We start from the raw sequence: 19,854 nt of genomic DNA, 5'->3' as shown, positions 1-19,854 counted from the left end.
TTGTTATTTTTGTAGGGTGAATCTTTTGTGGGAGAGGGCTATAGCGAGTTTCGTGCCATCCGTGTAAGACATTGAAATATAAATAAATTATTTGTATTTAATGTGGGGGTGCGTATTTTTGTCTCTGTTTTGAGATTTTTAGTGGCCGTGCGGACGCCTTCGCGGGCAAGCCTCGCTCCTACGGGTTTGTGGCCAGCCGATAAATCGCGAACTCCCTGACCTGTAGGAGCGAGGCTTGCCCGCGAAGAGGCCCGATCTACCAATAGAGATCGATGTCTCTTTATAGAGACTCGGCAATCCCCAACGCCACCATCTTCTTGTACAACGTCGACCGCCCCAGCCCCAACCGCGCCGCCGCTTCAACAACCTTCCCGCCGCATTGCGCGAGGGTTACCTCAATCAACTGTCGATCAAATCGCTCCCGAGCCGCACTGAAAGTCTCCTGCGCAACCGGCTCAATCGTTACTGGTGCGACACGCTCTACCGGTGTGAACGTACCAATCGCCGCGCGGATATCTGTGGCATTCAGCATCAAGTCATCACTGAGCAATGCCGCGCGCTCCAGCACGTTGCGCAGTTCGCGAATGTTCCCCGGCCAGGCGTGCTGACCCAACAGCTCCAGCGATTCACGGTTCAATTCGTGCTGACTGCGCAGCTCCTCCAGAATCGCTTCACTGAGCGCTGGCAGGTCATCGAGTCGATCGCGCAGGGGCGGGACCTGGATCGGCAGTACGTTGAGGCGGTAATACAGGTCGGCGCGGAATTCGCCGCGTTTAATCGCGGCTTGCAAATCCGTGGAGGTCGCGGCGATCACCCGCACATCGCTCTGGATCACTTCGTTGGAGCCCACGGGTTCGAATTCTTTTTCCTGCAGTACCCGCAGCAATTTGCTTTGCAGTGGTAACGGCATGTCGCCGATTTCATCGAGGAACAGCGTGCCGCCCTGGGCAATCTGCAACTTTCCGGCGCGGCCCTTGCGATCGGCGCCGGTAAACGCGCCGGGCGCGGTGCCGAAAAATTCCGCTTCCAGCAACGATTCGGGAATCGCCGCGCTGTTGATGCTGACGAAGGCTTTGTGCGCGCGCGGCGAAGCGCCGTGGATCGCCTGGGCCAGCAGCTCTTTGCCAGTGCCGGTTTCACCCAGCAACAACACCGGTGAATCAGCGCTGGCACTGCGTCGGGCGCGGCGTTTGACTTCCAGGCTGGCGGCGCTGGTGCCGATAAAATGGGCGAAGTTGTACTTGGTCTGCCGCGCTCGCAACAGCGAGCGGGTAGACGCCAGTTCTTCCTGCATGCTCATGTAGCGCTTGAGCATCGGCGAGAGGCTGCGCAATTCGTCGAACAGCGCAAAACCGATGGCGCCGATCACCACACCGGCGTCGTCGTGAATCGGCAGGCGCATCACCACCAGCGGCTCTTTGGGGGTGTCCTGCATGTCGAGCAAAATCGGCCGCCCCGTGCGCACCACCTCGCGCAACAGACTGCCGGGGATCACGCTTTCGCAGGACTTGCCGATGGCCACTTCCGCCGATTCCAGGCCGAAGCGTCGGGCATAACGCTCGTTCATCCAGACGATGTTCGCATCGCGGTCGACAATCACCGTGCCTTCACTCGACTGCTCAATGATCTCGAACAACGAACGGATCGCCAGCAGGCGAACGCGTTGGTAGTCCTTGAGGCTGTCGGTGGTGTTCATCGAACGGCCCCAGGATGCGCCGCCGCCAACAGCTCTTTGGTGTACGGATGCTGCGGCGAATCGAACACGTCGTGGCTGGCGCCGCTTTCCACGATTTTGCCGTCCTTGATCACGATCATGTCGTGAGCCAGTGCGCGCACCACCGCCAGGTCGTGGCTGATGAACAGGTAAGTCAGGCCATGTTTTTCCTGAAGTTGGCGGAGCAGGGCGACCACTTGTTTTTGCACCGTGCGATCCAGCGCCGAAGTCGGTTCGTCCAACAGGATCAGCGCCGGTTTCAGCACCAGCGCGCGGGCGATGGCGATGCGTTGGCGTTGGCCACCGGAGAACTCGTGCGGGTAGCGATGACGGCTTTGCGGGTCGAGGCCAACTTCTTCCAATGCCCGAATCACTTCGGCTTTGCATTCGTCAGCGGTCAACTGGCTATGCACCTCAAGGCCTTCACTGATGATCTGCGCCACGGACATTCGTGGGCTGAGGCTGCCGAAGGGGTCCTGAAACACCACCTGCATTTTCTTGCGCCATGGTCGAAGCTGCTTCTGCGTCAGACCGTCCAGCGCCTCACCTTGAAAGCGAATGCTGCCTTCGGAATCGAGCAAACGCAGGATCGCCTGACCCAGCGTCGACTTGCCGGAACCGGATTCGCCCACAATGCCCAGCGTCTTGCCGCGCTGAATATTCAGGCTGATACCGTCCACGGCCTTGAGATAAGTCTTGCGCTGAAACAGCCCGCCACCGAGGGCGAACTGCACCCGTAGATTGTCCACTTCCAGCACGTTCTCGCGCTCGTCCCGGGGCAGAGCTTCACCTTCCGGTTCGGCGTTCAGCAATACGCAGCTGTAAGGGTGTTTCGGTTCGGTAAACAGTGTTTCGCAAGGTGCCTGCTCGACGATTTCCCCAGCCTTCATCACGCACACTCGCTGGGCAATGCTGCGCACCAGATTGAGGTCGTGGCTGATCAGCAGCAGCGACATGCCGAGTCGCTGTTGCAGGGATTTGAGCAGCAGCAGGATCTTGCGCTGCACCGTCACGTCCAGCGCTGTCGTCGGTTCGTCGGCGATCAGCAATTCCGGTTCGCAGGCCAGGGCCATGGCGATCATCACCCGTTGCCGCTGGCCGCCGGACAGTTGGTGGGGGTAGGCCTTGAGCCGCTCTTTGGGCTTCTGAATGCCCACCAGATGCAGCAACTCGAGAATCCGCGCTTGCGCCGCTTTGCCGGTCAGGCCCTTGTGCAGCAGCAGGGTTTCGCCGATCTGTTTTTCGATGCTGTGCAGCGGATTGAGCGAGGTCATCGGCTCCTGAAAGATCATCGCGATGCGGTTACCGCGCAATTCACGCAGCACCTTGGCCGAAGCGCCGACCAGCTCCTTGCCACGATAGCGGATGCTGCCAGTGGTTTCGGTGCCGCTCTCGGGCAGCAGTTGCAGGATCGAGTGGGCGGTCACCGATTTGCCGCAGCCCGACTCGCCCACCAGCGCCAGGCATTCACCGGGGCGGATGTCCAGGCACAGGTTGCGCACCACGGTCTGGCCGCTGAAGGCCACGCTGAGGTCACGGATTTCGATCAGGTTGTTACTCATATCAGCCGTCCACTTAAAGACCGTGGATCAAGATCGGGGATCAAACGCATCGCGTAACGCCTCCCCGATAAATACCAGTAAAGAAAGAATCAGCGCCAGGGTGAAAAACGCCGTCAGCCCCAACCACGGCGCTTGCAGGTTCTGCTTGCCTTGACCGATCAACTCGCCCAGCGATGCACTGCCGGCGGGCATGCCGAAACCGAGGAAGTCCAATGCAGTGAGGGTCGAGATCGCCCCGGTCAGAATGAACGGCAGGTAGCTCAGGGTCGCGTTCATCGCGTTGGGCAGGATGTGCCGGACGATGATTTTGCGGTCGGTCAGGCCCAGTGCCCGCGCGGCTTTGACGTATTCCAGGTTGCGTCCGCGTAGAAACTCGGCGCGCACCACGTCCACCAGGGCCAGCCAGGAAAACAGCGCCATGATCCCCAGTAGCCACCAGAAATTAGGCTCGACGAAACCCGACAGGATGATCAGCAAATACAGCACCGGCAGCCCCGACCAAACCTCCAGCAACCGTTGACCGATCAGGTCGACCCAGCCGCCGTAGTAGCCTTGCAGGGCGCCGGCGGCGATGCCGATCAGTGCGCTGACAAACGTCAGCATCAAGGCAAACAGGATTGACACCCGCGCACCGAAAATCACTCGAGCCAACACGTCCCGCGCCTGGTCGTCGGTGCCCAGCCAGTTAACCTTCGTCGGAGGACTGGGCGTCGGTTGATTGAGGTCATAGTTCGGCGTGTCGTCGCTGAAGGGGATCGGCGGGAACAGCATCCAGCCACCGTCCTTGTGAATCAGCTTCTGCACATAGTCGCTGCGGTAGTCCGCCTGGAACGGCAGCTGGCCGCCAAATTCCTGCTCGGTATGACGCTTCAGGGCCGGGAAGTAGAGTGAACCCTGATAGCTGACGATCAGCGGCTTGTCGTTGGCGATCAGCTCGCCACCGAGGGTCAACAGAAACAGGCCGACAAACAACCACAGCGACCACCAGCCGCGACGGTTTTTCTTGAACCGCTCGAAACGACGACGACCTAACGGCGAGAGCTTGAACATCAGGCGTTCCTCGCGGCGAAGTCGATACGCGGATCGACGAGGGTGTAGCAGAGGTCGCCGACGAGTTTTATCAAGAGGCCGAACAGCGTGAAGATGAACAGCGAACCGAATACCACCGGATAGTCCCGTGAAACCGCGGCCTCGTAGCTCATGCGGCCCAAGCCGTCGAGGGAGAAAATCACTTCGATCAGCAGGGAACCGGCAAAAAATACGCTGATAAACGCCTGGGGAATCCCCGAAACAACCAACAGCATGGCGTTGCGAAACACATGACCGTAAAGCACTCGGCGTTCGCTCAGGCCCTTGGCGCGGGCGGTGACCACGTACTGGCGCGTGATTTCATTGAGGAAGGAGTTCTTGGTCAGAATGGTCAGCGTGGCGAACCCGCCGATCACCAGCGAGGTGACTGGCAATACCAGGTGCCAGAAGTAATCGGCGATTTTGCCCACGGTCGACAGCGACTCGAAGTTGTCCGAGACCAGCCCGCGCACCGGGAACCAGTTCAGCGAGGTGCCACCGGCAAAGACCACGATCAGGAACATCGCGAACAGGAACGCTGGCATGGCGTAGCCGATGACGATCGCGGTGCTGCTCCAGATATCGAAATGGCTGCCGTGGTGCACGGCTTTGCGGATGCCCAAAGGAATCGACACCAGGTAGGTGATCAGCGTCGCCCAGAGCCCGAGGGAAATGGTCACCGGCATTTTTTCCAGGATCAGGTCGGTGACGGTCGCGCCGCGAAAAAAACTCTTGCCGAAGTCCAGGCGCGCGTAACGGGTGAGCATCAGCCACAGGCGTTCGTGCGCCGGCTTATCGAAGCCGTATTGCTTTTCGATGTCCTTGATCAGCTGCGGGTCGAGGCCGCGACTGGATCGGGAGGTGCCGGACATGGTTTCGCCGGAACCGCCGCCGACGCTCGCCCCGCCGATGCCTTGCAACCGAGCGATGGCCTGTTCCACCGGGCCGCCCGGTGCGGCCTGGACGATGATGAAGTTGACCAGAAGAATGATCACCAACGTCGGAATGATCAACAGCAGACGCCGCAGTATATAAGCCCACATCAGCGCGGCCCTCCGGGTTTGCCACGGTTGATTTGCTCAGCCGTCATCTGTTGGTTGGTCAATGGCGTGGTGCTTATTTCCCACCAGCTCTCGATGGCTTCGTCATTGCTCGCTTGCTCGTTGGGCCTGCCGAAACGATTCCACCACACAGTGGAGGTGCCCGGCGGGTAATAGTTGGGAATCCAGTAGTAGTTCCATTGCAGCACCCGGTCCAGCGCGTGGGCGTAGCGCAGCATCTCGGGTTGGGTGGTGGCGCGAACCAGCCCGGTGACCAGTGTGTCGACGGCCGGATTCTTCAGGACCATGTAGTTGTTGGCGCCAGGGTCGTTGGCCGAGAACGAGCCGAAGTAATTGAACAGTTCACTGCCTGGCGAAGTCGTGACCGGGTAGCCGGTGACGATCATGTCGTAATCGCGGCTCATCAGGCGATTTACGTATTGGGACGAGTCGATGCGACGGATGTTCAGGTCGATGCCGATCTGTTTCAGGGTGCGCTTATAAGGCAGCAGCAATCGGTCCATGCCGTTCTGGCTGACCAGGAAAGTGAAACTCAGCGGCTTGCCTTCGGCGTTGACCAGTTGATCGCCATCGGGTTTCCAGCCGGCCTGTTCGAGCAAGTCGAGTGCCTGCAGCTGTTTGTCGCGTATCAGGCCGCTGCCATCGGTTTTTGGTGCTTCGAAAACTTTGGTGAACACCTCGTCGGGGATCTGCCCGCGCAACGGTTCGAGAATCGCCAGCTCGCCGGCGTCCGGCAGTTGTCGGGCGGCGAGGTCGGTGTTGGAAAAGAAACTCTGCTGGCGGATGTACATGTCGCGCATCATCTGCCGGTTGCTCCACTCGAAATCCCAGAGCATGACCAGCGCCTGGCGCACTCGACGGTCCTGGAACATCGGGTTTTGCAGGTTGAACACAAAACCCTGGGCCGGTTGGGGGGCTTGTGTTGCCAGATGCGCCTTTTGCAAGCGCCCGTCGCTCAGGGCCGGGCTGTCGTAGCCGATGGAGTAACCGGTGGCGGAAAATTCGCGGTTGTAGTCGTAGGCACCCCCCCGCAGGACCTGGCGGGCGACGTCGGTATCGCCGAAGTACTCGATGCTGAAACGATCGAAGTTGTAGAGGCCGCGGCTGACCGGCAGGTCCTTGCCCCACCAATCGGCATTACGCTCGAAGGTGATGCTGCGACCGGAGTCAACCTTGCTCACCTTGTAGGGGCCGCTGCCCAACGGCGGCTCGTAACCGCCACCATTGGCGAAGTCGCGAGTCTTCCACCAATGCTCGGGAAACACCGGCAAGGTCGCGATATCGAGGGGCAGGGTACGGTTCTGATTACTTTTCAAGTCGAACCGAACCGTCAGCGGCGACTCCACTTCGACGCCTTTGACGTCGGCGAATTGGGTGCGATAACGTAGGCTGCCCTGGGTCATCAGCAGGTCGAAAGTGTAGCGCACGTCTTCGGCTGTGATCGGTTTGCCGTCGGCGAAACGGGCCTTGGGGTTCAGGTAGAAACGCAGGAACAAACCGTCGTCCGAGCGCTCCATCATCGTAGCCACCAGACCGTACACGGTGTAAGGCTCGTCCAGCGAGCGCTGGGCGAGGGGGGAGTAAAGCAGGCCGTCTATCTGTGTGACGCCAATGCCTTTGTCGATGTAAGGCAACATATGATCGAAATGACCGATTTCGATTGCCGAGCGGCGCATCGTGCCACCCTTGGGGGCTTGCGGGTTTGTATAGGCAAAATGACTAAAGCCGGCAGGATACTTCGCCGGTTCACCGTACACGGTCAACGCATGTTGCGGTGCTGCATTCACACCGGTGACGCCCAACAACAGGGTCACGGCAGTGAACAACAAAGTAGAGAAAGCCAGTCGCATTGTCAGCCTTAGAGCCGGGTGGTCAATAACCGCAATTTGTACGCTAGCGGCGCGTCCCTCGCCAGCCGTATCACGTATCCCAAACACAACGGCCCACCAAAAAGGCAGGCCGTTGTGCAGAAAACGTAAGGGTTGATCAGTCCTGGCGGCTGGTCACTTCCAGCAGGTGGTAACCGAACTGGGTCTTGACCGGGCCTTGCACCACGTTGATCGGTGCGCTGAAGACCACGGTGTCGAATTCCTTGACCATCTGGCCTGGACCGAACGTACCCAGATCACCGCCCTGGCGGCTGGACGGGCACGTGGAGTTGGCTTTGGCGACTTCGGCGAAATCGACGCCGCCCTCGATCTGGGCTTTGAGTTCGTTGCACTTGGCTTCCGAGGCAACCAGGATGTGACGGGCAGTGGCTTTAGGCATGGGAAAATACTCCTTTCAATGTTCAGTAAAATGCGGAGCCTACCGGATTCAGTGGTCTATTTCTTCTCAAAGTTCCGTTCAGACCGCGCAGGCCGGTATGGCATGCCTTTATAGGCCGGCATTTCTCAGGCGCTCCGCATGCTGCACATACAGGGCAATCGGGTCGATGCCCTTACGCAACGGGCCGGCGGTCTGGCTGAGGCTGTCCAGATGATCCAGCGGATAGTCGGAACGAATGACTTTGCCCAAATGAGAGCTGTAGCGGCCGACCAGACCGTCGTTCTGCTCGGCTTCGGTGGTGAAGTAGTGGGAAAAGGCGCGGAGAAACCCATGCAGTGGATTCAGGGCATCGAGCCCTTTGTCGAGGATGTCGCCCTGCAGGGTGCCGCTCCAGGAGTAATAACGTACGCCATTGACCCGTTCGCGACCCTTGCCACCCCAGGTTTTCGGCAATCCCTGGGGGTACTTGTCGTTAAATGCGCCGACGCCTTCGGTGGTCAGGGCATTCAGCGCGGCGATAGCGTTTTGCGGTAGCTGGCGGTTGCCACTGAGCAATGACAGAAAGTCTGCGAACAAGGTGGCAACCGTCTCGGCGACGTGCTCTGGCAGGCGGCCGGGCGTCAGTGCCTTGCGCAGGAAGTCAGCCAGCTCCGAGCCGTGATTCGGTCCACTGACGGACGTCACCGAAGCGATTGCCTCCGGTGCAACCGCCGCCGCATAACGTGCGGCGAGTGCGCCTTGACTGTGACCGATCAAGTTGACTTTGCTCGCACCGGTGCCTTCCAGCACGCGGTCGATCTGCGCCAGGAGTTGGTCGCCGCGGACTTCATTGCTATGGGTAGCCGACACGTGCGGGACAAACACTCTTGCGCCTGCACTTCTGAGGGCCTGCTTGACGTCATGAAAGAGTTCGATCTTGCCGATGCGATCGAAGCCGAAGAGCCCGTGGATCAACAGGATCGGATATTGAGTAGTTGCATTCCGTAGCATGTTCTTTCCTTTTTCGCAGTCGTTCAGCGGTGTGTTGATGGGCTCACTCTAAAGCACACCAGCAGCTCGACGTTGTATGAAAAAGCCGCTGTAACCTGATGAAAACGGAATAGAAAATGTACGAAAGCTCGAAAGTAGATGAGCTCTTGGTCGGAATATTTGGACATCTTTTTATCTGTAACAGAGCGTTTTTCTGCGATGGCCTACTTCGGGAAAACCTTTTGCCTGTTCATCGTGTCTCGATTCCGACTTCCAGTCCTCTATCGAGGACTGGACGAGGGTGTGGCTCACGCCGGTTGTTGATCCCGGTTCTACGCTCTGAGCCGGTCGGCTGCCTGGCGCAACAGCTGTTCCGTCCCGCTCCAGCCAAGGCAGCCGTCCGTGACTGACACGCCGTAACGCATTGACGGGCTCAGCGGTTGGCAGCCTTCGAACAGATGGCTCTCGATCATCATGCCGATCAGCGATCGGTCACCTTGCAGGCGTTGTTCAAGCACGTCGTTGAACACCGCCGGCTGACGCAACGGGTCTTTGCCACTGTTGGCATGGCTGCAGTCGACCATGATCCGTGCCGGGATCTTGAGTTCGGTCAAATCGCTGTGCACCTGGGCGACACTCGCGCGGTCGTAGTTCGGCCCGCGATGGCCTCCGCGCAATACCAGGTGCGTGTCGGGATTGCCCGGGGTCTGAATGATCGCGGGGTAGCCCTGGCTATCGACACCGAAGTGCCGGTGCGGATGGGCGGCAGAGCGCATGGCGTCGCTGGCAACACCGACACCGCCATCGGTGCCGTTCTTGAAGCCGACCGGCATGCTCAGGCCGCTGGCCATTTCCCGGTGGATCTGCGACTCGGTAGTGCGAGCGCCAATGGCGACCCAGCTCAGCAGGTCGTCGAAGTAACCGACGGCCATCGGTTGCAGCAGTTCGGTGGCAATCGGCAGTCCCAGGCGAAGCATTTCACGCATCAGTTCGCGGGACAGCGTCAAACCGCCCGCCATGTCATCGCTGCCATCCAGATGGGGGTCGTAGACCAGGCCTTTCCAGCCGACGGTGGTGCGGGGTTTTTCGATGTAAGCGCGCATTACCAGCAGCACTTCATCGCTGACGTCGGCGGCGAGGCGGGCGAGGTTGCCGGCGTATTCGAGGGCGGACTTTGGATCATGAATCGAGCAGGGGCCGACGATGACTAGCAGACGGGAGTCTTCACCGTTGAGGATCGCGCGAACCGCTTGGCGGTGGGCGGCGACTTGCTGGCTCAGGGCGTTGCTGAGTGGTAATTGCTGTTTGAGTTGCAATGAGCTGGGCAGACGCAAGGTCAGTGCTTCATTGGCAGGGCTCAAGGTGGACAGCGGCAGAGCAGAGACGGACGAGTTCATATTCGGGCTTCCTGGGCTGGCGGCGGGTTCGTTCCCGCGCACTCGGCCCTACTGGGGTGTTCGACAATTGGCCGGATTGGCTGCGTGTGTGTGCTTGCCACCTGTAGGTGACCGATCGGAGGCGGCAGGCTGTCCCGAGCGGAAGCTGGTAAATCGCCAGGCGGTAAAACTGTCGTAACGGTAATAAGTGGCGTAGTTCATTTTTGAATCCTCTGGTTGTCTGGCGTGTCGCTAAAAATGTGCGGGGCTGAAAAAACAAAACCCCCGGTCGGGAAGCCGACCGGGGGTTGAAAATTCTCTGGTGGCGACCCGTTTAAAGTGGGCGCCGTGTGGGTATCAGGCGCGCCAGTGGCTAAACCAATACCCAAAATAAAAGCTGACCGGAGCACCGATGTCGTTCACCCGGGCAGCCGCAACCGAGCGCAGGGCGCTGGCGGTGTGAAGCGGTGAGAGGGTGTTGAGCATGGACTTTCTCCGATGAATAAACCGAGCTTACTCGAGGCCGGTACGCGGATTCAATCAGAAAATGCTATCGATCACCGGCGGCGTTTTCTATCGCTTGAGTGCGTCGCCGGTTGTGACACACTTTGTGCTTCGCTCACGTACAACGTCACAAGGACGAATCATGACGCCACTGATCATCGCCGCTGCTCAATCGATCTCCATCGCCGGTGACCTTGCCGCAAACATTGTGTGGCATCAGCGCTTCATGCACGTTGCCGCAGAGGAAGGCGTGCAATTGCTGGTGTTCCCTGAGTTATCGCTGACCGGGTACGAGCGTGGACTGGCGGCTGAATTGGCCATTGTGCCGCACGCCGAGGTTCTGCAGCCGCTGCGGGATTTCGCGCGGGAAGTCGGTGTGACGGCTGTCGTCGGGATGCCGATTCGGCTGTCGCAGGATTCGCCAGTATTGATTGGGGCGCTGGTATTGGGCGTCGATGGTTCGCTCGGTATCTACAGCAAGCAGCATCTGCATCCGGGCGAGGAAGTGGCATTTGCACCGGGCACCGGCGGTTCGACCCTGGCCATGGGTGCCGATACTGTCGCGTTGGCGGTGTGTGCGGATTTCTCTCACGCCAGTCATGCCGCCGCGGCGGCGCAGCAAGGCGCCGATCTCTATGCCGCGGGCGTGCTAATCACGGAAAACGGCTACGCCCCGGATACCACGTTGTTGAAGGGCTACGCCAGCGCTCATTCGATGGCGGTCCTGATGGCCAACCATGGCGGTGCAACGGGGGGCTGGGAATCGGCAGGGCGCAGCGCGATCTGGTCGTCGGACGGCTCGCTGATTGCGGCCGCACCGGGTACAGGCAACCTGTTGGTCGTGGCTCGCCGCGATGCTGACGGTTGGAAGGGGCAAATAGTGGCTGTTGCGGAGGCTTGATGGCATTTGAATTACGCCCGGCGACGCTCCGGGACCTCGACTTCGCTCGTGAACTGACCCGCCAAAACATGCTGCGCTATTACATCCAGCACGATCTGTTGTGGCAGGACGAAGGTTTCGATGTGGGCTGGGCAGGGCGAGAGAACTGGTTGATTGTGCGCGACGAGACCTTGCTGGGCTACGTCAGTCTGAGCCGTGATGCCAACGCCCTGTACATCCGCGAGTTGCATGTCATCGAAGCGTTTCGAGGGCAGGGCGCCGGTTCCTGGGCAATCGATCAGGTATTTGCCATGGCGTGTAAGGAGTGGCGTCCGGCATTGCGTTTGACGGTTTTTGAAAACAACCCCGCGCAAGGGTTGTATGAGAGAAAGGGCCTGAAGGTAGTCGGCACGGACGAGTGTTTCCTGAGAATGCAGCGCGATATCGATGCCTTGCCTGGCTGAAACACGCATACGACAAGCCTTTCAAGATGTATTGAAACTTTTTATATGACGCTTGCCGCTAGGTCTGCCAGTCGCTTTTTGCTAAGGTGTCGGCAACCCAATAAGACCATATCGCGAGGTGTCTGCTTGATTAGGGTGCTAGTAGTCGATGACCATGATCTCGTTCGTACAGGCATTACACGAATGCTGGCTGACATCGATGGCCTGCAAGTAGTCGGCCAGGCTGAGTCAGGGGAAGAATCCTTGCTCAAGGCGCGTGAGTTGAAACCCGATGTGGTGCTGATGGACGTCAAGATGCCCGGTATCGGTGGTCTTGAAGCCACGCGCAAACTATTGCGCAGCCATCCGGATATCAAAGTCGTCGCAGTCACCGTGTGTGAAGAAGATCCGTTTCCTACAAGGTTGTTGCAGGCGGGTGCCGCGGGTTATCTGACCAAGGGTGCCGGGCTGCCGGAAATGGTCCAGGCCATCCGCCTGGTATTCGCCGGGCAACGCTACATCAGTCCGCAGATTGCACAGCAGCTGGCGATCAAATCCTTCCAGCCGACCAATGATTCGCCTTTCGACGCCTTGTCGGAGCGGGAAATCCAGATCGCGTTGATGATTGTCGGCTGTCAGAAAGTCCAGATCATTTCCGACAAGCTCTGCCTGTCACCAAAAACAGTGAATACCTACCGTTACCGCATTTTCGAAAAGCTTTCGATCAGCAGCGATGTCGAGTTGACGCTGTTGGCGGTTCGTCACGGCATGGTTGATGCTAGCCTCTGAACATGACTGAAGCCTTCGATCCCAGCGCCTTTCTGTCGACAGTCAGTGGGCGTCCCGGTGTGTATCGCATGTTCGACAGCGAGGCACGCCTGCTCTACGTCGGTAAGGCCAAGAACCTCAAGAGTCGTCTGTCGAGTTACTTCCGCAAATCCGGTCTTGCGCCCAAGACGGCTGCGCTGGTGGCACGTATCGCTCAGGTCGAAACGACGATTACGGCCAATGAAACCGAAGCCTTGTTGCTTGAGCAGACGCTGATCAAGGAGTGGCGTCCGCCCTACAACATCCTGCTGCGTGACGACAAATCCTACCCTTACGTCTTTCTCTCGGACGGCCAGTTTCCACGCTTGAGCATCCATCGCGGCGCGAAAAAGGCCAAGGGCAAATATTTCGGTCCTTATCCCAGCGCCGGTGCGATTCGTGAAAGCCTGAGCCTGCTGCAGAAGACGTTTTTCGTTCGCCAGTGCGAAGACAGCTATTACAAGAACCGCACGCGTCCTTGCCTGCAATACCAGATCAAACGCTGCAAGGCGCCCTGTGTCGGGTTGGTGGAGCCCGAGGTGTATGCCGAAGATGTGCGGCACTCGGTGATGTTCCTTGAGGGGCGCAGTAATGCACTGACGGATGAGTTGTCCGCAGGAATGGAAGAGGCGGCGATCAACCTCGAGTTTGAGCGTGCGGCTGAGTTGCGGGATCAGATTTCATTACTGCGCCGGGTTCAGGACCAGCAGAGCATGGAAGGCGGGACCGGCGATGTCGATGTGATCGCGGCGTTTGTCAATCCGGGTGGTGCCTGCGTTCATTTGATCAGTGTGCGCGGCGGGCGGGTGCTGGGGAGCAAGAACTTCTTCCCGCAGGTGGGTATTGACGAAGACGTTTCCGAGGTCATGGCGGCGTTTCTCGGCCAGTATTTCATCACCAGTCCAGAACGCGACTTGCCGAGCGAACTGATCGTCAACGTGGTTCACGAAGACTTCCCGACCCTGATCGCGGCCATCGAAGAGTTGCGCGGTCGCGAATTGACCATCAGTCATCGGGTTCGTGGCACGCGAGCACGCTGGCAGCAGTTGGCGGTCACCAATGCCGAACAGGCGCTGGGTGCACGCCTGGCCAATCGTCAGCACGTTGCCGCACGTTTCGATGCGCTGGCAGAAGTGCTGAACCTGGACGAGCCACCACAGCGTCTGGAGTGTTACGACATCAGTCACTCCAGCGGCGAAGCGACCGTGGCATCCTGCGTGGTGTTCGGCCCCGAAGGTCCGATCAAGTCCGACTATCGTCGCTACAACATTGAAGGCGTCACCCCAGGCGATGACTACGCTGCGATGCATCAGGCCCTGACTCGACGCTTCAGCAAACTGAAGGACGGGGAGGGCAAACTACCGGATATTCTGCTGGTAGACGGTGGCAAGGGGCAGTTGTCCATGGCCCGCGACGTGCTCAATGAGCTGGCGGTGCCTGACCTGATTCTGCTGGGCGTGGCCAAGGGCGCCACGCGCAAGGCCGGTTTCGAAACCCTGTACCTGAACGATGCTGCCCACGAGTTTACCTTGCGCGGCGATTCTCCCGCACTGCATTTGATCCAGCAGATACGCGACGAAGCTCACCGTTTCGCGATTACCGGGCACCGCGCACGTCGTGGGAAAACCCGTCGAACGTCTACACTTGAGGGCGTCGCCGGTGTCGGACCGACCCGTCGCCGCGATTTGTTAAAACATTTTGGTGGATTGCAGGAGCTGTCTCGTGCCAGCATCGAAGAAATCGCCAAATCCCCCGGGATCAGTAAAAAGCTCGCAGAGTTGATTTATGCAAATCTGCACAGCGAGTAGAATGCCCCCTCACCTCGTAGCCAGTTGTGCCGATGAATATCCCTAATCTGATTACCGTACTACGCGTCCTGCTCATTCCGATCTTCATATTACTGTTCTACCTGCCTTATCAATGGAGCTACCTGGCGTCCGCCTCGGTCTTCGCATTTGCTGCCGCCACAGACTGGCTCGATGGGTATCTGGCCCGCCGACTGGAACAAAGCACGCCGTTCGGGGCTTTTCTAGATCCCGTTGCTGACAAACTGATGGTCGCTGTTGCGCTGGTATTGCTGGTACAAGAACATGGCAATCTGTGGCTCACGCTGCCGGCCGCTGTGATCATCGGTCGCGAGATAGTCGTCTCGGCACTTCGCGAATGGATGGCCGAACTCGGCGCCCGCGCTCACGTCGCCGTGTCGAACCTGGGTAAATGGAAAACCGCCGCGCAAATGCTGGCCTTGGTGATTCTGCTGGCGAATCCGTCGGATTTCACGTTCTGGGTGTTGGTGGGGTACGTCTTGTTGCTGATATCCGCGGGCCTGACGTTGTGGTCCATGGTCCAATACTTGCGGGCTGCCTGGCCGCACCTGAAGACCGATGTGGAAAAGAAATAAACTTTTTTGAATCAAGGTGTTGACGAGGCTTCTGGATTCTATAGAATGCGCCACACCAAGACGCGGGAATAGCTCAGTTGGTAGAGCACGACCTTGCCAAGGTCGGGGTCGCGAGTTCGAGTCTCGTTTCCCGCTCCAAGCATTAAAAAATGGATCTCTGAAAAGAGGTCCATTTTTTTCGTCCAGAGAAAAGTGGAGTTCCAGCGCCACGGTATAAAATTCCTTTGCTGCAGTCTTTCTCTCCTGACGGGCCGTCAAGGCTGTTGAAAGACCCGGATTCGTTTGCTTCGCAGCTGAAGAAAATCCTTGCTGTTCGCCGCTCCTACGATATCGCGGCCAGTCGCCAAATCCTGATTCCGGATGTCCAGCACTCGGGGTGCTGATCATGGTCTACGCGGGAGCCGGTGGTCGACATTATCAATGAGCGGGTCGAAGGCGATCTCACGCCTGAGGGCGAATTCACCATCACGCTGGATGCCTATGAAGGATTGGCACTGCGTGTGGTCAGTGGCTCGCCGATGATCTAGGGCCGCTGCGCGGACGTGACCCCGCTGATGTCCGGGCCTGAACGCAATGTGGAAACCATATTTACCCTGCTGATCGCTTTGAAACCGTTAGCTAGATCCAATGGTTTAGGGTTTCCAACAACAACTCAGCCGGTGTCTGCGGCGCAGAGCCAGCCCTCGCAGTTGAAACATTGGCGAAATAATCTGGCCGTATGATTCGCCTCACTGGAATCCGAGGTACTAGAGATGAATCGGCCATCAAGAAGCATGCGCAAACTGCTCGACTCCGTCGCGACCAACAATGAGCACGCGGCGCTGGATGTTATGCGTGCAACTGAGCAGCTTACGGACGAGGTGTTGCGGCAACGTTTGCTCAACCTGGTTCACCGGCTCAATCAGGACGCCGATGACCTGCGATTGGCGCGCGACGACATTCAGGGCGGTGCCATCAAGTTCGCGTGACTGACCGCCTGCGACTTGGCGGGCTGGTTGAACTAACCGTATGTTTGGCGTCGGTACGCATGGCAGCTCCGTCAACGTAGAGTTTCGGCTGTCCAGTGATGTTGGTTTGAGTACAAAAGGGTCCTTCGAGGGCGCTTTGTTGCATGCGCTTTCGGAATTGCAAAGCCGAATTAAGCTGGGCGCGCTGCTAATACCGAGTCGCTGTTCATCAGGTTGCGTTGTTCGAAACTGGTGATGAGAATGGTCGGCAGTTCGAAGTCCTGCACCAGCGAGATCAGACCGGTCTGATGGTCGATCATCAGGACTATAGCGTCGTCTTTGTTCGGGCGGTGTAAGGGGCGTTGCTCATGGTGAAATCCTTTATCGAAGTGGGTTAAAGGCGTCGTTCAACATGGGCTCAGATTAATGATCTACGAGAAGGGGAAAAATAGGGTGAAAACGGTTTGACTGTCAACTCAGGAGGGACAATGCCTGTGGAGATTTCGTTGGTCAAGGAGCGGTACCACTCGGCACCTGTTGAAGTCTTGGCAACCGTCGTCCCACCTAACTGGCCCGCGCTCCCCAAGCGCACCTTGGCCGTTTGAACGCATGCTCTGGCTGCCTTTAACTGCGTAGCGTTGCCAGGGGTTTCGCTGCCTTTACCTCACATCGCGCGTCCATGAATTCGTCGACGAGACGCTGCCGGGCATCTGCAGTTGGGAGGTTGCTGCAACGCCACAGCGGCCCTTTGACGACAAAGTAGCTATCGTTAGGGATTGTTGCCTACATGTCGGAAATGCCTTGTTATTTCAAGTGCCGTGGCTTGGTTCGTACTAGACCGCATCCGGTCACAAAACGATTCTAAGCTGGCAGTCTATACAAGACCGACAAACGACAGGATAACCAGGACGATGACAACGGCCCCAACGATGTAGATGATATTGTTCATAAAAACGACCTCTCTATCTCAACGGGATGTGTGACACCTAGGTGCCTAATACAAATGACACCTTGGCGCTCAGTTCCGTTCCGCACCAGTTTCAGAGGCCGCGCCATCGCACCTAATGTCCGTTGTGATTTTACGAACCTTCTCTCGTCGTCAAACGTTGATTGATCGACGTTTGCGCAAGTGCAAATCCTGTAATTGATGCGACTTAATGAGCAAAGTAAACACGCTTACTTCAGGCAAATCGGAGTTTTTGGTGTAACGTTAGGAGACTAATCACAAAGAGGTTTTCCATGTCCAAGCTCGCCGAATTCCGTCAACTTGAAAAACACCTTGCCGAACAGCTCCAAGCGCTCGAAGCACTGAAGGGGGATGCCGGGCTCAAGCAGGAAATCGAATTCGAAACCAAGCTCCGCGCCCTGCTTGCCAAGTACGGCTACAGCTTGAAAGACGTCGTTAAGTTGCTTGATCCACAGGCCGGTCGTCGTGCTCCAGCTGCCCAGTCGCAATCTGCCACGCGCAAGCCACGTCAGGTGAAGGTCTACAAAAACCCGGAATCTGGCGAAGTCGTCGAAACCAAAGGCGGCAACCACAAAACTCTGAAAGAGTGGAAAGCGAAATACGGCTCCGACACTGTCGAGTCTTGGCTGACCAAGTGATTTGGTTTGGGTACAAGCAAAGGGCCCTACGAGAGCCCTTTCCGTTATCGGATTTCCAGAGCTTTAGGTCTCAGAGCAACACCCACTGATTTACGTATGACCGCTTTTGCGAATGGTCAAAGAATCTTCATCCAACCTAATGTCGCCCACGCCATGAAATACGACAGCTTTCATTTCTCACCTCGTCATTTCTATGAATGACACAAGAAGGCGGAGGATCCTCTGTTGAAAAGGGATCATCCCACTGTCCCAGGCGTCAGCGTAACAAAAGGCCTGCAGCTCGAGCCCGCAAAGCCATCACGAGATTCGGTGGCAGTTTTTTAATTTCGTCAGAACAGAGCGCCAAGTGCCCCCGGAATTCTTTCGATTCATCATCGTATTTTGAAATGTCAGCGAGCACAAAGCTGTATCGACTCAGGTAGGCCGCAGACAAATCATCTGCCAACGCCCTCGCAGGCTCTCCGGCTAACGCCAGACACCATTGCGCAATTTCAATTATTCGTTCGCTTGGTGCTCGCGGTGTTACACCATTTAAGAAATTCAGGATGTATTTGTTATAGAGCAGAGCGCCTTGCTCGGGTTCATCCGTTGGATTTCCCGGACAATGTCGTCGTTCCCAAGGAAGAATGTAAACCATTTTGTCCATCACAGTCTGAAGAACATAATCCGACGGTTTCACCAATCGATGCATAATCTTCTCCTGAAAAAACACGGTTAAGCTATGGTAGCTTATTCGTAGAGGCCAATGGCCTTATGAGGAAAATCATACCGGGACCGGGATGTATATCTAGCTCATTGAGGAGAATGCAACGTTGTGAAACGGTTGACTGCTTGTGGCCGATTGCTGCCTGTCAGGACAGGCTGCCATTGTCCCAGCCCGGAAGTTCGGTTCGCGACCATGGACGACCAATCGGTAGCAGGAGTGTCGTTCGCTTCATGCGAACCCGTGCCCCGCTTTGAACCAATGAGCTACACCCGTTTCTTTGAAGACGCCAGCAAGATCTCGGGGGCTACGCTCGCCGTGGATTGTCTTTAATAGCATGCATAACGACCCTGTAATGAATGGCCGTTAGTATGAATTTCAGAGCGAATTCGCAATGGCTCACTAAAGGATGCTTGGTTCAACAGGTCTTTGAGGTTGTCATGTATAGAGTGGGTACAGGCTATACCAGTGTGTTGGTGAATACGCTCTCGGCTCAAGGTTTGGATGTGATCAATTTATCCCGGGAAGCCGGGCTGGATATGATGCTGCTGAGTCAGCAGCAAGCCTTCTACAAACGAAGTGTTATTTACCGTCTGTGGGAATTGGCGGCGCAGGCGTCTGGCGATTCGAATATTGGTCTGAAAGCCTACGGGCATGTACACCCGGGTAACTTCCAGATTGTAGGGTACACGATGATGTCCAGCTTGAATCTGAAGCGGGCGCTGGAACGCCTCGTGCGTTTCAGCCCGTTGATTAGCTCTGGACTTAGCCTGTTTTTGGGTCAAGAAGAGCAGAATTATCGACTGGCCGGGCTGGATCACCAGTGCGACTCGGTCAAGCCACGGCAGTACACCGACGCCGGACTCGCGTCGCTGCTGGGATTCTGTGGTTGGCTGGCCGGTGGCAAGTTGCCGCAACCGTTAAGCGTGGAGTTCACCTATCCCGAACCTGAAGACATCTCGGAGCATCAGCGGTTGTTTGGCTGTGAGCTGCGTTTCGGTGCGGCCTATGACAGCATCCTGTTCGATGGCCAAGAGCTTCTGCGTCCGTTGAGCATGGCCAACGAGGCGTTGGCTGTACTCCATGACAGTTTTGCCGAAGCTCAGCTGGACCTATTGTACGGTTTCACCATTGTATGCAGAATTCGTGGGCTGATCACCGAGCGCCTGAGTCAGGGGCAAGGGCAGTGTGATATGGAATCGATAGCCTCCGCGCTGAACATCAGCAAGCGAACGTTGCAACGAGCACTCGAGAAGGATGGCGCCCAGTTCAAGGACGTGCTGAACGACGTGCGTCGGCAGTTGGCCGACTTCTACCTGCGTCATTCCCATTTCAATATGAAGCACGTGACTCACCTGCTCGGGTTCCACGACCACAGCAGTTTCCACAAAGCTTGCATTCGCTGGTTCGGCATGACGCCCGGTCAGTATCGAGTCGATGAATCCCTGCGAAAGGTCAAGGAAGCCAAGCCTCGTCTAGTTGGCTAAGGCATGCCGGATGACTCGGTGGGTTCGGTAGAACTGGCTGTTGAACTTCATACGATAGT

The 19,854-nt window shown here is 57.4% G+C and carries 19 protein-coding genes, 1 tRNA gene and 2 pseudogenes; 10 read left to right on the top strand and 12 right to left on the bottom strand.

Annotation, left to right across the window (positions count from 1 at the left end):
- Positions 1-280: 280 nt before the first annotated feature.
- The 9 genes from ACYZT3_RS16505 to ACYZT3_RS16465 form a co-directional block, all read right to left on the bottom strand.
- Positions 281-1,696: a sigma-54 interaction domain-containing protein gene (locus tag ACYZT3_RS16505; protein ID WP_462030307.1), complete on the bottom strand. Its 1,416-nt coding sequence runs from the start codon at positions 1,694-1,696 to the stop codon at positions 281-283.
- On the bottom strand, positions 1,693-3,276 hold the full coding sequence (locus ACYZT3_RS16500) for an ABC transporter ATP-binding protein (RefSeq protein ID WP_282375920.1): 1,584 nt from the start codon (positions 3,274-3,276) through the stop codon (positions 1,693-1,695). Before ACYZT3_RS16500 ends, ACYZT3_RS16505 begins: the two co-directional genes overlap by 4 nt.
- A 27-nt stretch (positions 3,277-3,303) precedes the next feature.
- Complete coding sequence (locus tag ACYZT3_RS16495) at positions 3,304-4,326, bottom strand: ABC transporter permease (RefSeq protein ID WP_462030306.1); 1,023 nt, start codon at positions 4,324-4,326, stop codon at positions 3,304-3,306.
- The gene (locus ACYZT3_RS16490; RefSeq protein ID WP_462030305.1) at positions 4,326-5,387 is read right to left on the bottom strand and encodes a microcin C ABC transporter permease YejB; all 1,062 of its coding nucleotides are present in this window, start codon (positions 5,385-5,387) and stop codon (positions 4,326-4,328) included. Before ACYZT3_RS16490 ends, ACYZT3_RS16495 begins: the two co-directional genes overlap by 1 nt.
- Positions 5,387-7,255, bottom strand: a complete 1,869-nt coding sequence (locus tag ACYZT3_RS16485; RefSeq protein WP_282375916.1) for an extracellular solute-binding protein — start codon at positions 7,253-7,255, stop codon at positions 5,387-5,389. The genes ACYZT3_RS16490 and ACYZT3_RS16485 overlap by 1 nt, the downstream gene beginning before the upstream one ends.
- A 136-nt stretch (positions 7,256-7,391) precedes the next feature.
- A complete protein-coding gene (locus ACYZT3_RS16480) occupies positions 7,392-7,673 on the bottom strand; it encodes a peptidylprolyl isomerase (RefSeq protein WP_462030304.1) in 282 nt (93 codons plus the stop codon).
- 108 nt (positions 7,674-7,781) lie between these two features.
- Positions 7,782-8,663, bottom strand: coding sequence for a lipase family alpha/beta hydrolase (locus ACYZT3_RS16475; protein ID WP_282375914.1), 882 nt, complete (start codon positions 8,661-8,663; stop codon positions 7,782-7,784).
- 311 nt (positions 8,664-8,974) lie between these two features.
- Positions 8,975-10,039: a 3-deoxy-7-phosphoheptulonate synthase gene (locus tag ACYZT3_RS16470; RefSeq protein WP_282375913.1), complete on the bottom strand. Its 1,065-nt coding sequence runs from the start codon at positions 10,037-10,039 to the stop codon at positions 8,975-8,977.
- Between the two features lie 336 nt (positions 10,040-10,375).
- Positions 10,376-10,504, bottom strand: a complete 129-nt coding sequence (locus tag ACYZT3_RS16465; RefSeq protein ID WP_282375912.1) for a hypothetical protein — start codon at positions 10,502-10,504, stop codon at positions 10,376-10,378.
- A 160-nt stretch (positions 10,505-10,664) separates the two neighbouring features.
- Between ACYZT3_RS16465 and ACYZT3_RS16460 the strand changes: the two genes are divergently transcribed.
- The 8 genes from ACYZT3_RS16460 to ACYZT3_RS16425 all read left to right on the top strand — a co-directional run bounded on the left by ACYZT3_RS16460 (position 10,665) and on the right by ACYZT3_RS16425 (position 16,021).
- Positions 10,665-11,423: a carbon-nitrogen hydrolase family protein gene (locus tag ACYZT3_RS16460; protein ID WP_282375910.1), complete on the top strand. Its 759-nt coding sequence runs from the start codon at positions 10,665-10,667 to the stop codon at positions 11,421-11,423.
- Positions 11,423-11,866, top strand: a complete 444-nt coding sequence (locus tag ACYZT3_RS16455) for a GNAT family N-acetyltransferase (protein WP_282375908.1) — start codon at positions 11,423-11,425, stop codon at positions 11,864-11,866. Before ACYZT3_RS16460 ends, ACYZT3_RS16455 begins: the two co-directional genes overlap by 1 nt.
- Before the next feature lie 126 nt (positions 11,867-11,992).
- Complete coding sequence (gacA, locus tag ACYZT3_RS16450) at positions 11,993-12,634, top strand: response regulator transcription factor GacA (protein ID WP_008015884.1); 642 nt, start codon at positions 11,993-11,995, stop codon at positions 12,632-12,634.
- A 2-nt stretch (positions 12,635-12,636) separates the two neighbouring features.
- Positions 12,637-14,460, top strand: coding sequence for an excinuclease ABC subunit UvrC (uvrC, locus tag ACYZT3_RS16445; protein ID WP_282375907.1), 1,824 nt, complete (start codon positions 12,637-12,639; stop codon positions 14,458-14,460).
- A gap of 32 nt (positions 14,461-14,492) precedes the next feature.
- A complete protein-coding gene (gene pgsA / locus ACYZT3_RS16440) occupies positions 14,493-15,053 on the top strand; it encodes a CDP-diacylglycerol--glycerol-3-phosphate 3-phosphatidyltransferase (RefSeq protein ID WP_282375906.1) in 561 nt (186 codons plus the stop codon).
- 62 nt (positions 15,054-15,115) lie between these two features.
- Positions 15,116-15,191 (top strand) — tRNA-Gly (locus tag ACYZT3_RS16435).
- 266 nt (positions 15,192-15,457) lie between these two features.
- A complete protein-coding gene (locus ACYZT3_RS16430; RefSeq protein WP_462030303.1) occupies positions 15,458-15,580 on the top strand; it encodes a hypothetical protein in 123 nt (40 codons plus the stop codon).
- Between the two features lie 225 nt (positions 15,581-15,805).
- On the top strand, positions 15,806-16,021 hold the full coding sequence (locus tag ACYZT3_RS16425) for a hypothetical protein (RefSeq protein WP_462030302.1): 216 nt from the start codon (positions 15,806-15,808) through the stop codon (positions 16,019-16,021).
- Positions 16,022-16,239: 218 nt separating this feature from the next.
- Here the strand turns inward: ACYZT3_RS16425 and ACYZT3_RS16420 are convergent.
- Positions 16,240-16,370: pseudogene (locus ACYZT3_RS16420) on the bottom strand (hydrolase); the annotation flags it as partial.
- Positions 16,371-16,476: 106 nt separating this feature from the next.
- A pseudogene (locus ACYZT3_RS16415) lies at positions 16,477-16,777 on the bottom strand (hypothetical protein).
- Between the two features lie 462 nt (positions 16,778-17,239).
- Here ACYZT3_RS16415 and ACYZT3_RS16410 point away from each other — a divergent pair.
- Positions 17,240-17,605 (top strand): histone-like nucleoid-structuring protein, MvaT/MvaU family, encoded by a 366-nt coding sequence (locus ACYZT3_RS16410; RefSeq protein ID WP_282375904.1) that lies wholly within the window; start codon positions 17,240-17,242, stop codon positions 17,603-17,605.
- Positions 17,606-17,861: 256 nt separating this feature from the next.
- Here ACYZT3_RS16410 and ACYZT3_RS16405 read toward each other — a convergent pair whose 3' ends face one another.
- On the bottom strand, positions 17,862-18,296 hold the full coding sequence (locus ACYZT3_RS16405; RefSeq protein ID WP_462030301.1) for a hypothetical protein: 435 nt from the start codon (positions 18,294-18,296) through the stop codon (positions 17,862-17,864).
- A gap of 452 nt (positions 18,297-18,748) precedes the next feature.
- On the opposite strand from ACYZT3_RS16405, the gene ACYZT3_RS16400 reads away from it, so the two are divergent.
- Positions 18,749-19,795 (top strand): AraC family transcriptional regulator, encoded by a 1,047-nt coding sequence (locus ACYZT3_RS16400; RefSeq protein WP_462030300.1) that lies wholly within the window; start codon positions 18,749-18,751, stop codon positions 19,793-19,795.
- Positions 19,796-19,854: the final 59 nt, after the last annotated feature.

This window comes from Pseudomonas sp. MDT1-16, assembly GCF_054898115.1.
Note: the sequence above shows the minus strand (reverse complement) of the source record. Positions and strands in the feature narration are given on the sequence as shown.

Coding starts and splice junctions, on each gene's coding strand:
- ACYZT3_RS16505 (WP_462030307.1), bottom strand. CDS start 1,696: ATGAACACCACCGACAGCCTCAAGGACTACCAACGCGTTCGCCTGCTG.
- ACYZT3_RS16500 (WP_282375920.1), bottom strand. CDS start 3,276: ATGAGTAACAACCTGATCGAAATCCGTGACCTCAGCGTGGCCTTCAGC.
- ACYZT3_RS16495 (WP_462030306.1), bottom strand. CDS start 4,326: ATGTTCAAGCTCTCGCCGTTAGGTCGTCGTCGTTTCGAGCGGTTCAAG.
- ACYZT3_RS16490 (WP_462030305.1), bottom strand. CDS start 5,387: ATGTGGGCTTATATACTGCGGCGTCTGCTGTTGATCATTCCGACGTTG.
- ACYZT3_RS16485 (WP_282375916.1), bottom strand. CDS start 7,255: ATGCGACTGGCTTTCTCTACTTTGTTGTTCACTGCCGTGACCCTGTTG.
- ACYZT3_RS16480 (WP_462030304.1), bottom strand. CDS start 7,673: ATGCCTAAAGCCACTGCCCGTCACATCCTGGTTGCCTCGGAAGCCAAG.
- ACYZT3_RS16475 (WP_282375914.1), bottom strand. CDS start 8,663: ATGCTACGGAATGCAACTACTCAATATCCGATCCTGTTGATCCACGGG.
- ACYZT3_RS16470 (WP_282375913.1), bottom strand. CDS start 10,039: ATGAACTCGTCCGTCTCTGCTCTGCCGCTGTCCACCTTGAGCCCTGCC.
- ACYZT3_RS16465 (WP_282375912.1), bottom strand. CDS start 10,504: ATGCTCAACACCCTCTCACCGCTTCACACCGCCAGCGCCCTGCGCTCG.
- ACYZT3_RS16460 (WP_282375910.1), top strand. CDS start 10,665: ATGACGCCACTGATCATCGCCGCTGCTCAATCGATCTCCATCGCCGGT.
- ACYZT3_RS16455 (WP_282375908.1), top strand. CDS start 11,423: ATGGCATTTGAATTACGCCCGGCGACGCTCCGGGACCTCGACTTCGCT.
- uvrC (WP_282375907.1), top strand. CDS start 12,637: ATGACTGAAGCCTTCGATCCCAGCGCCTTTCTGTCGACAGTCAGTGGG.
- pgsA (WP_282375906.1), top strand. CDS start 14,493: ATGAATATCCCTAATCTGATTACCGTACTACGCGTCCTGCTCATTCCG.
- ACYZT3_RS16425 (WP_462030302.1), top strand. CDS start 15,806: ATGAATCGGCCATCAAGAAGCATGCGCAAACTGCTCGACTCCGTCGCG.
- ACYZT3_RS16410 (WP_282375904.1), top strand. CDS start 17,240: ATGTCCAAGCTCGCCGAATTCCGTCAACTTGAAAAACACCTTGCCGAA.
- ACYZT3_RS16405 (WP_462030301.1), bottom strand. CDS start 18,296: ATGCATCGATTGGTGAAACCGTCGGATTATGTTCTTCAGACTGTGATG.
- ACYZT3_RS16400 (WP_462030300.1), top strand. CDS start 18,749: ATGTATAGAGTGGGTACAGGCTATACCAGTGTGTTGGTGAATACGCTC.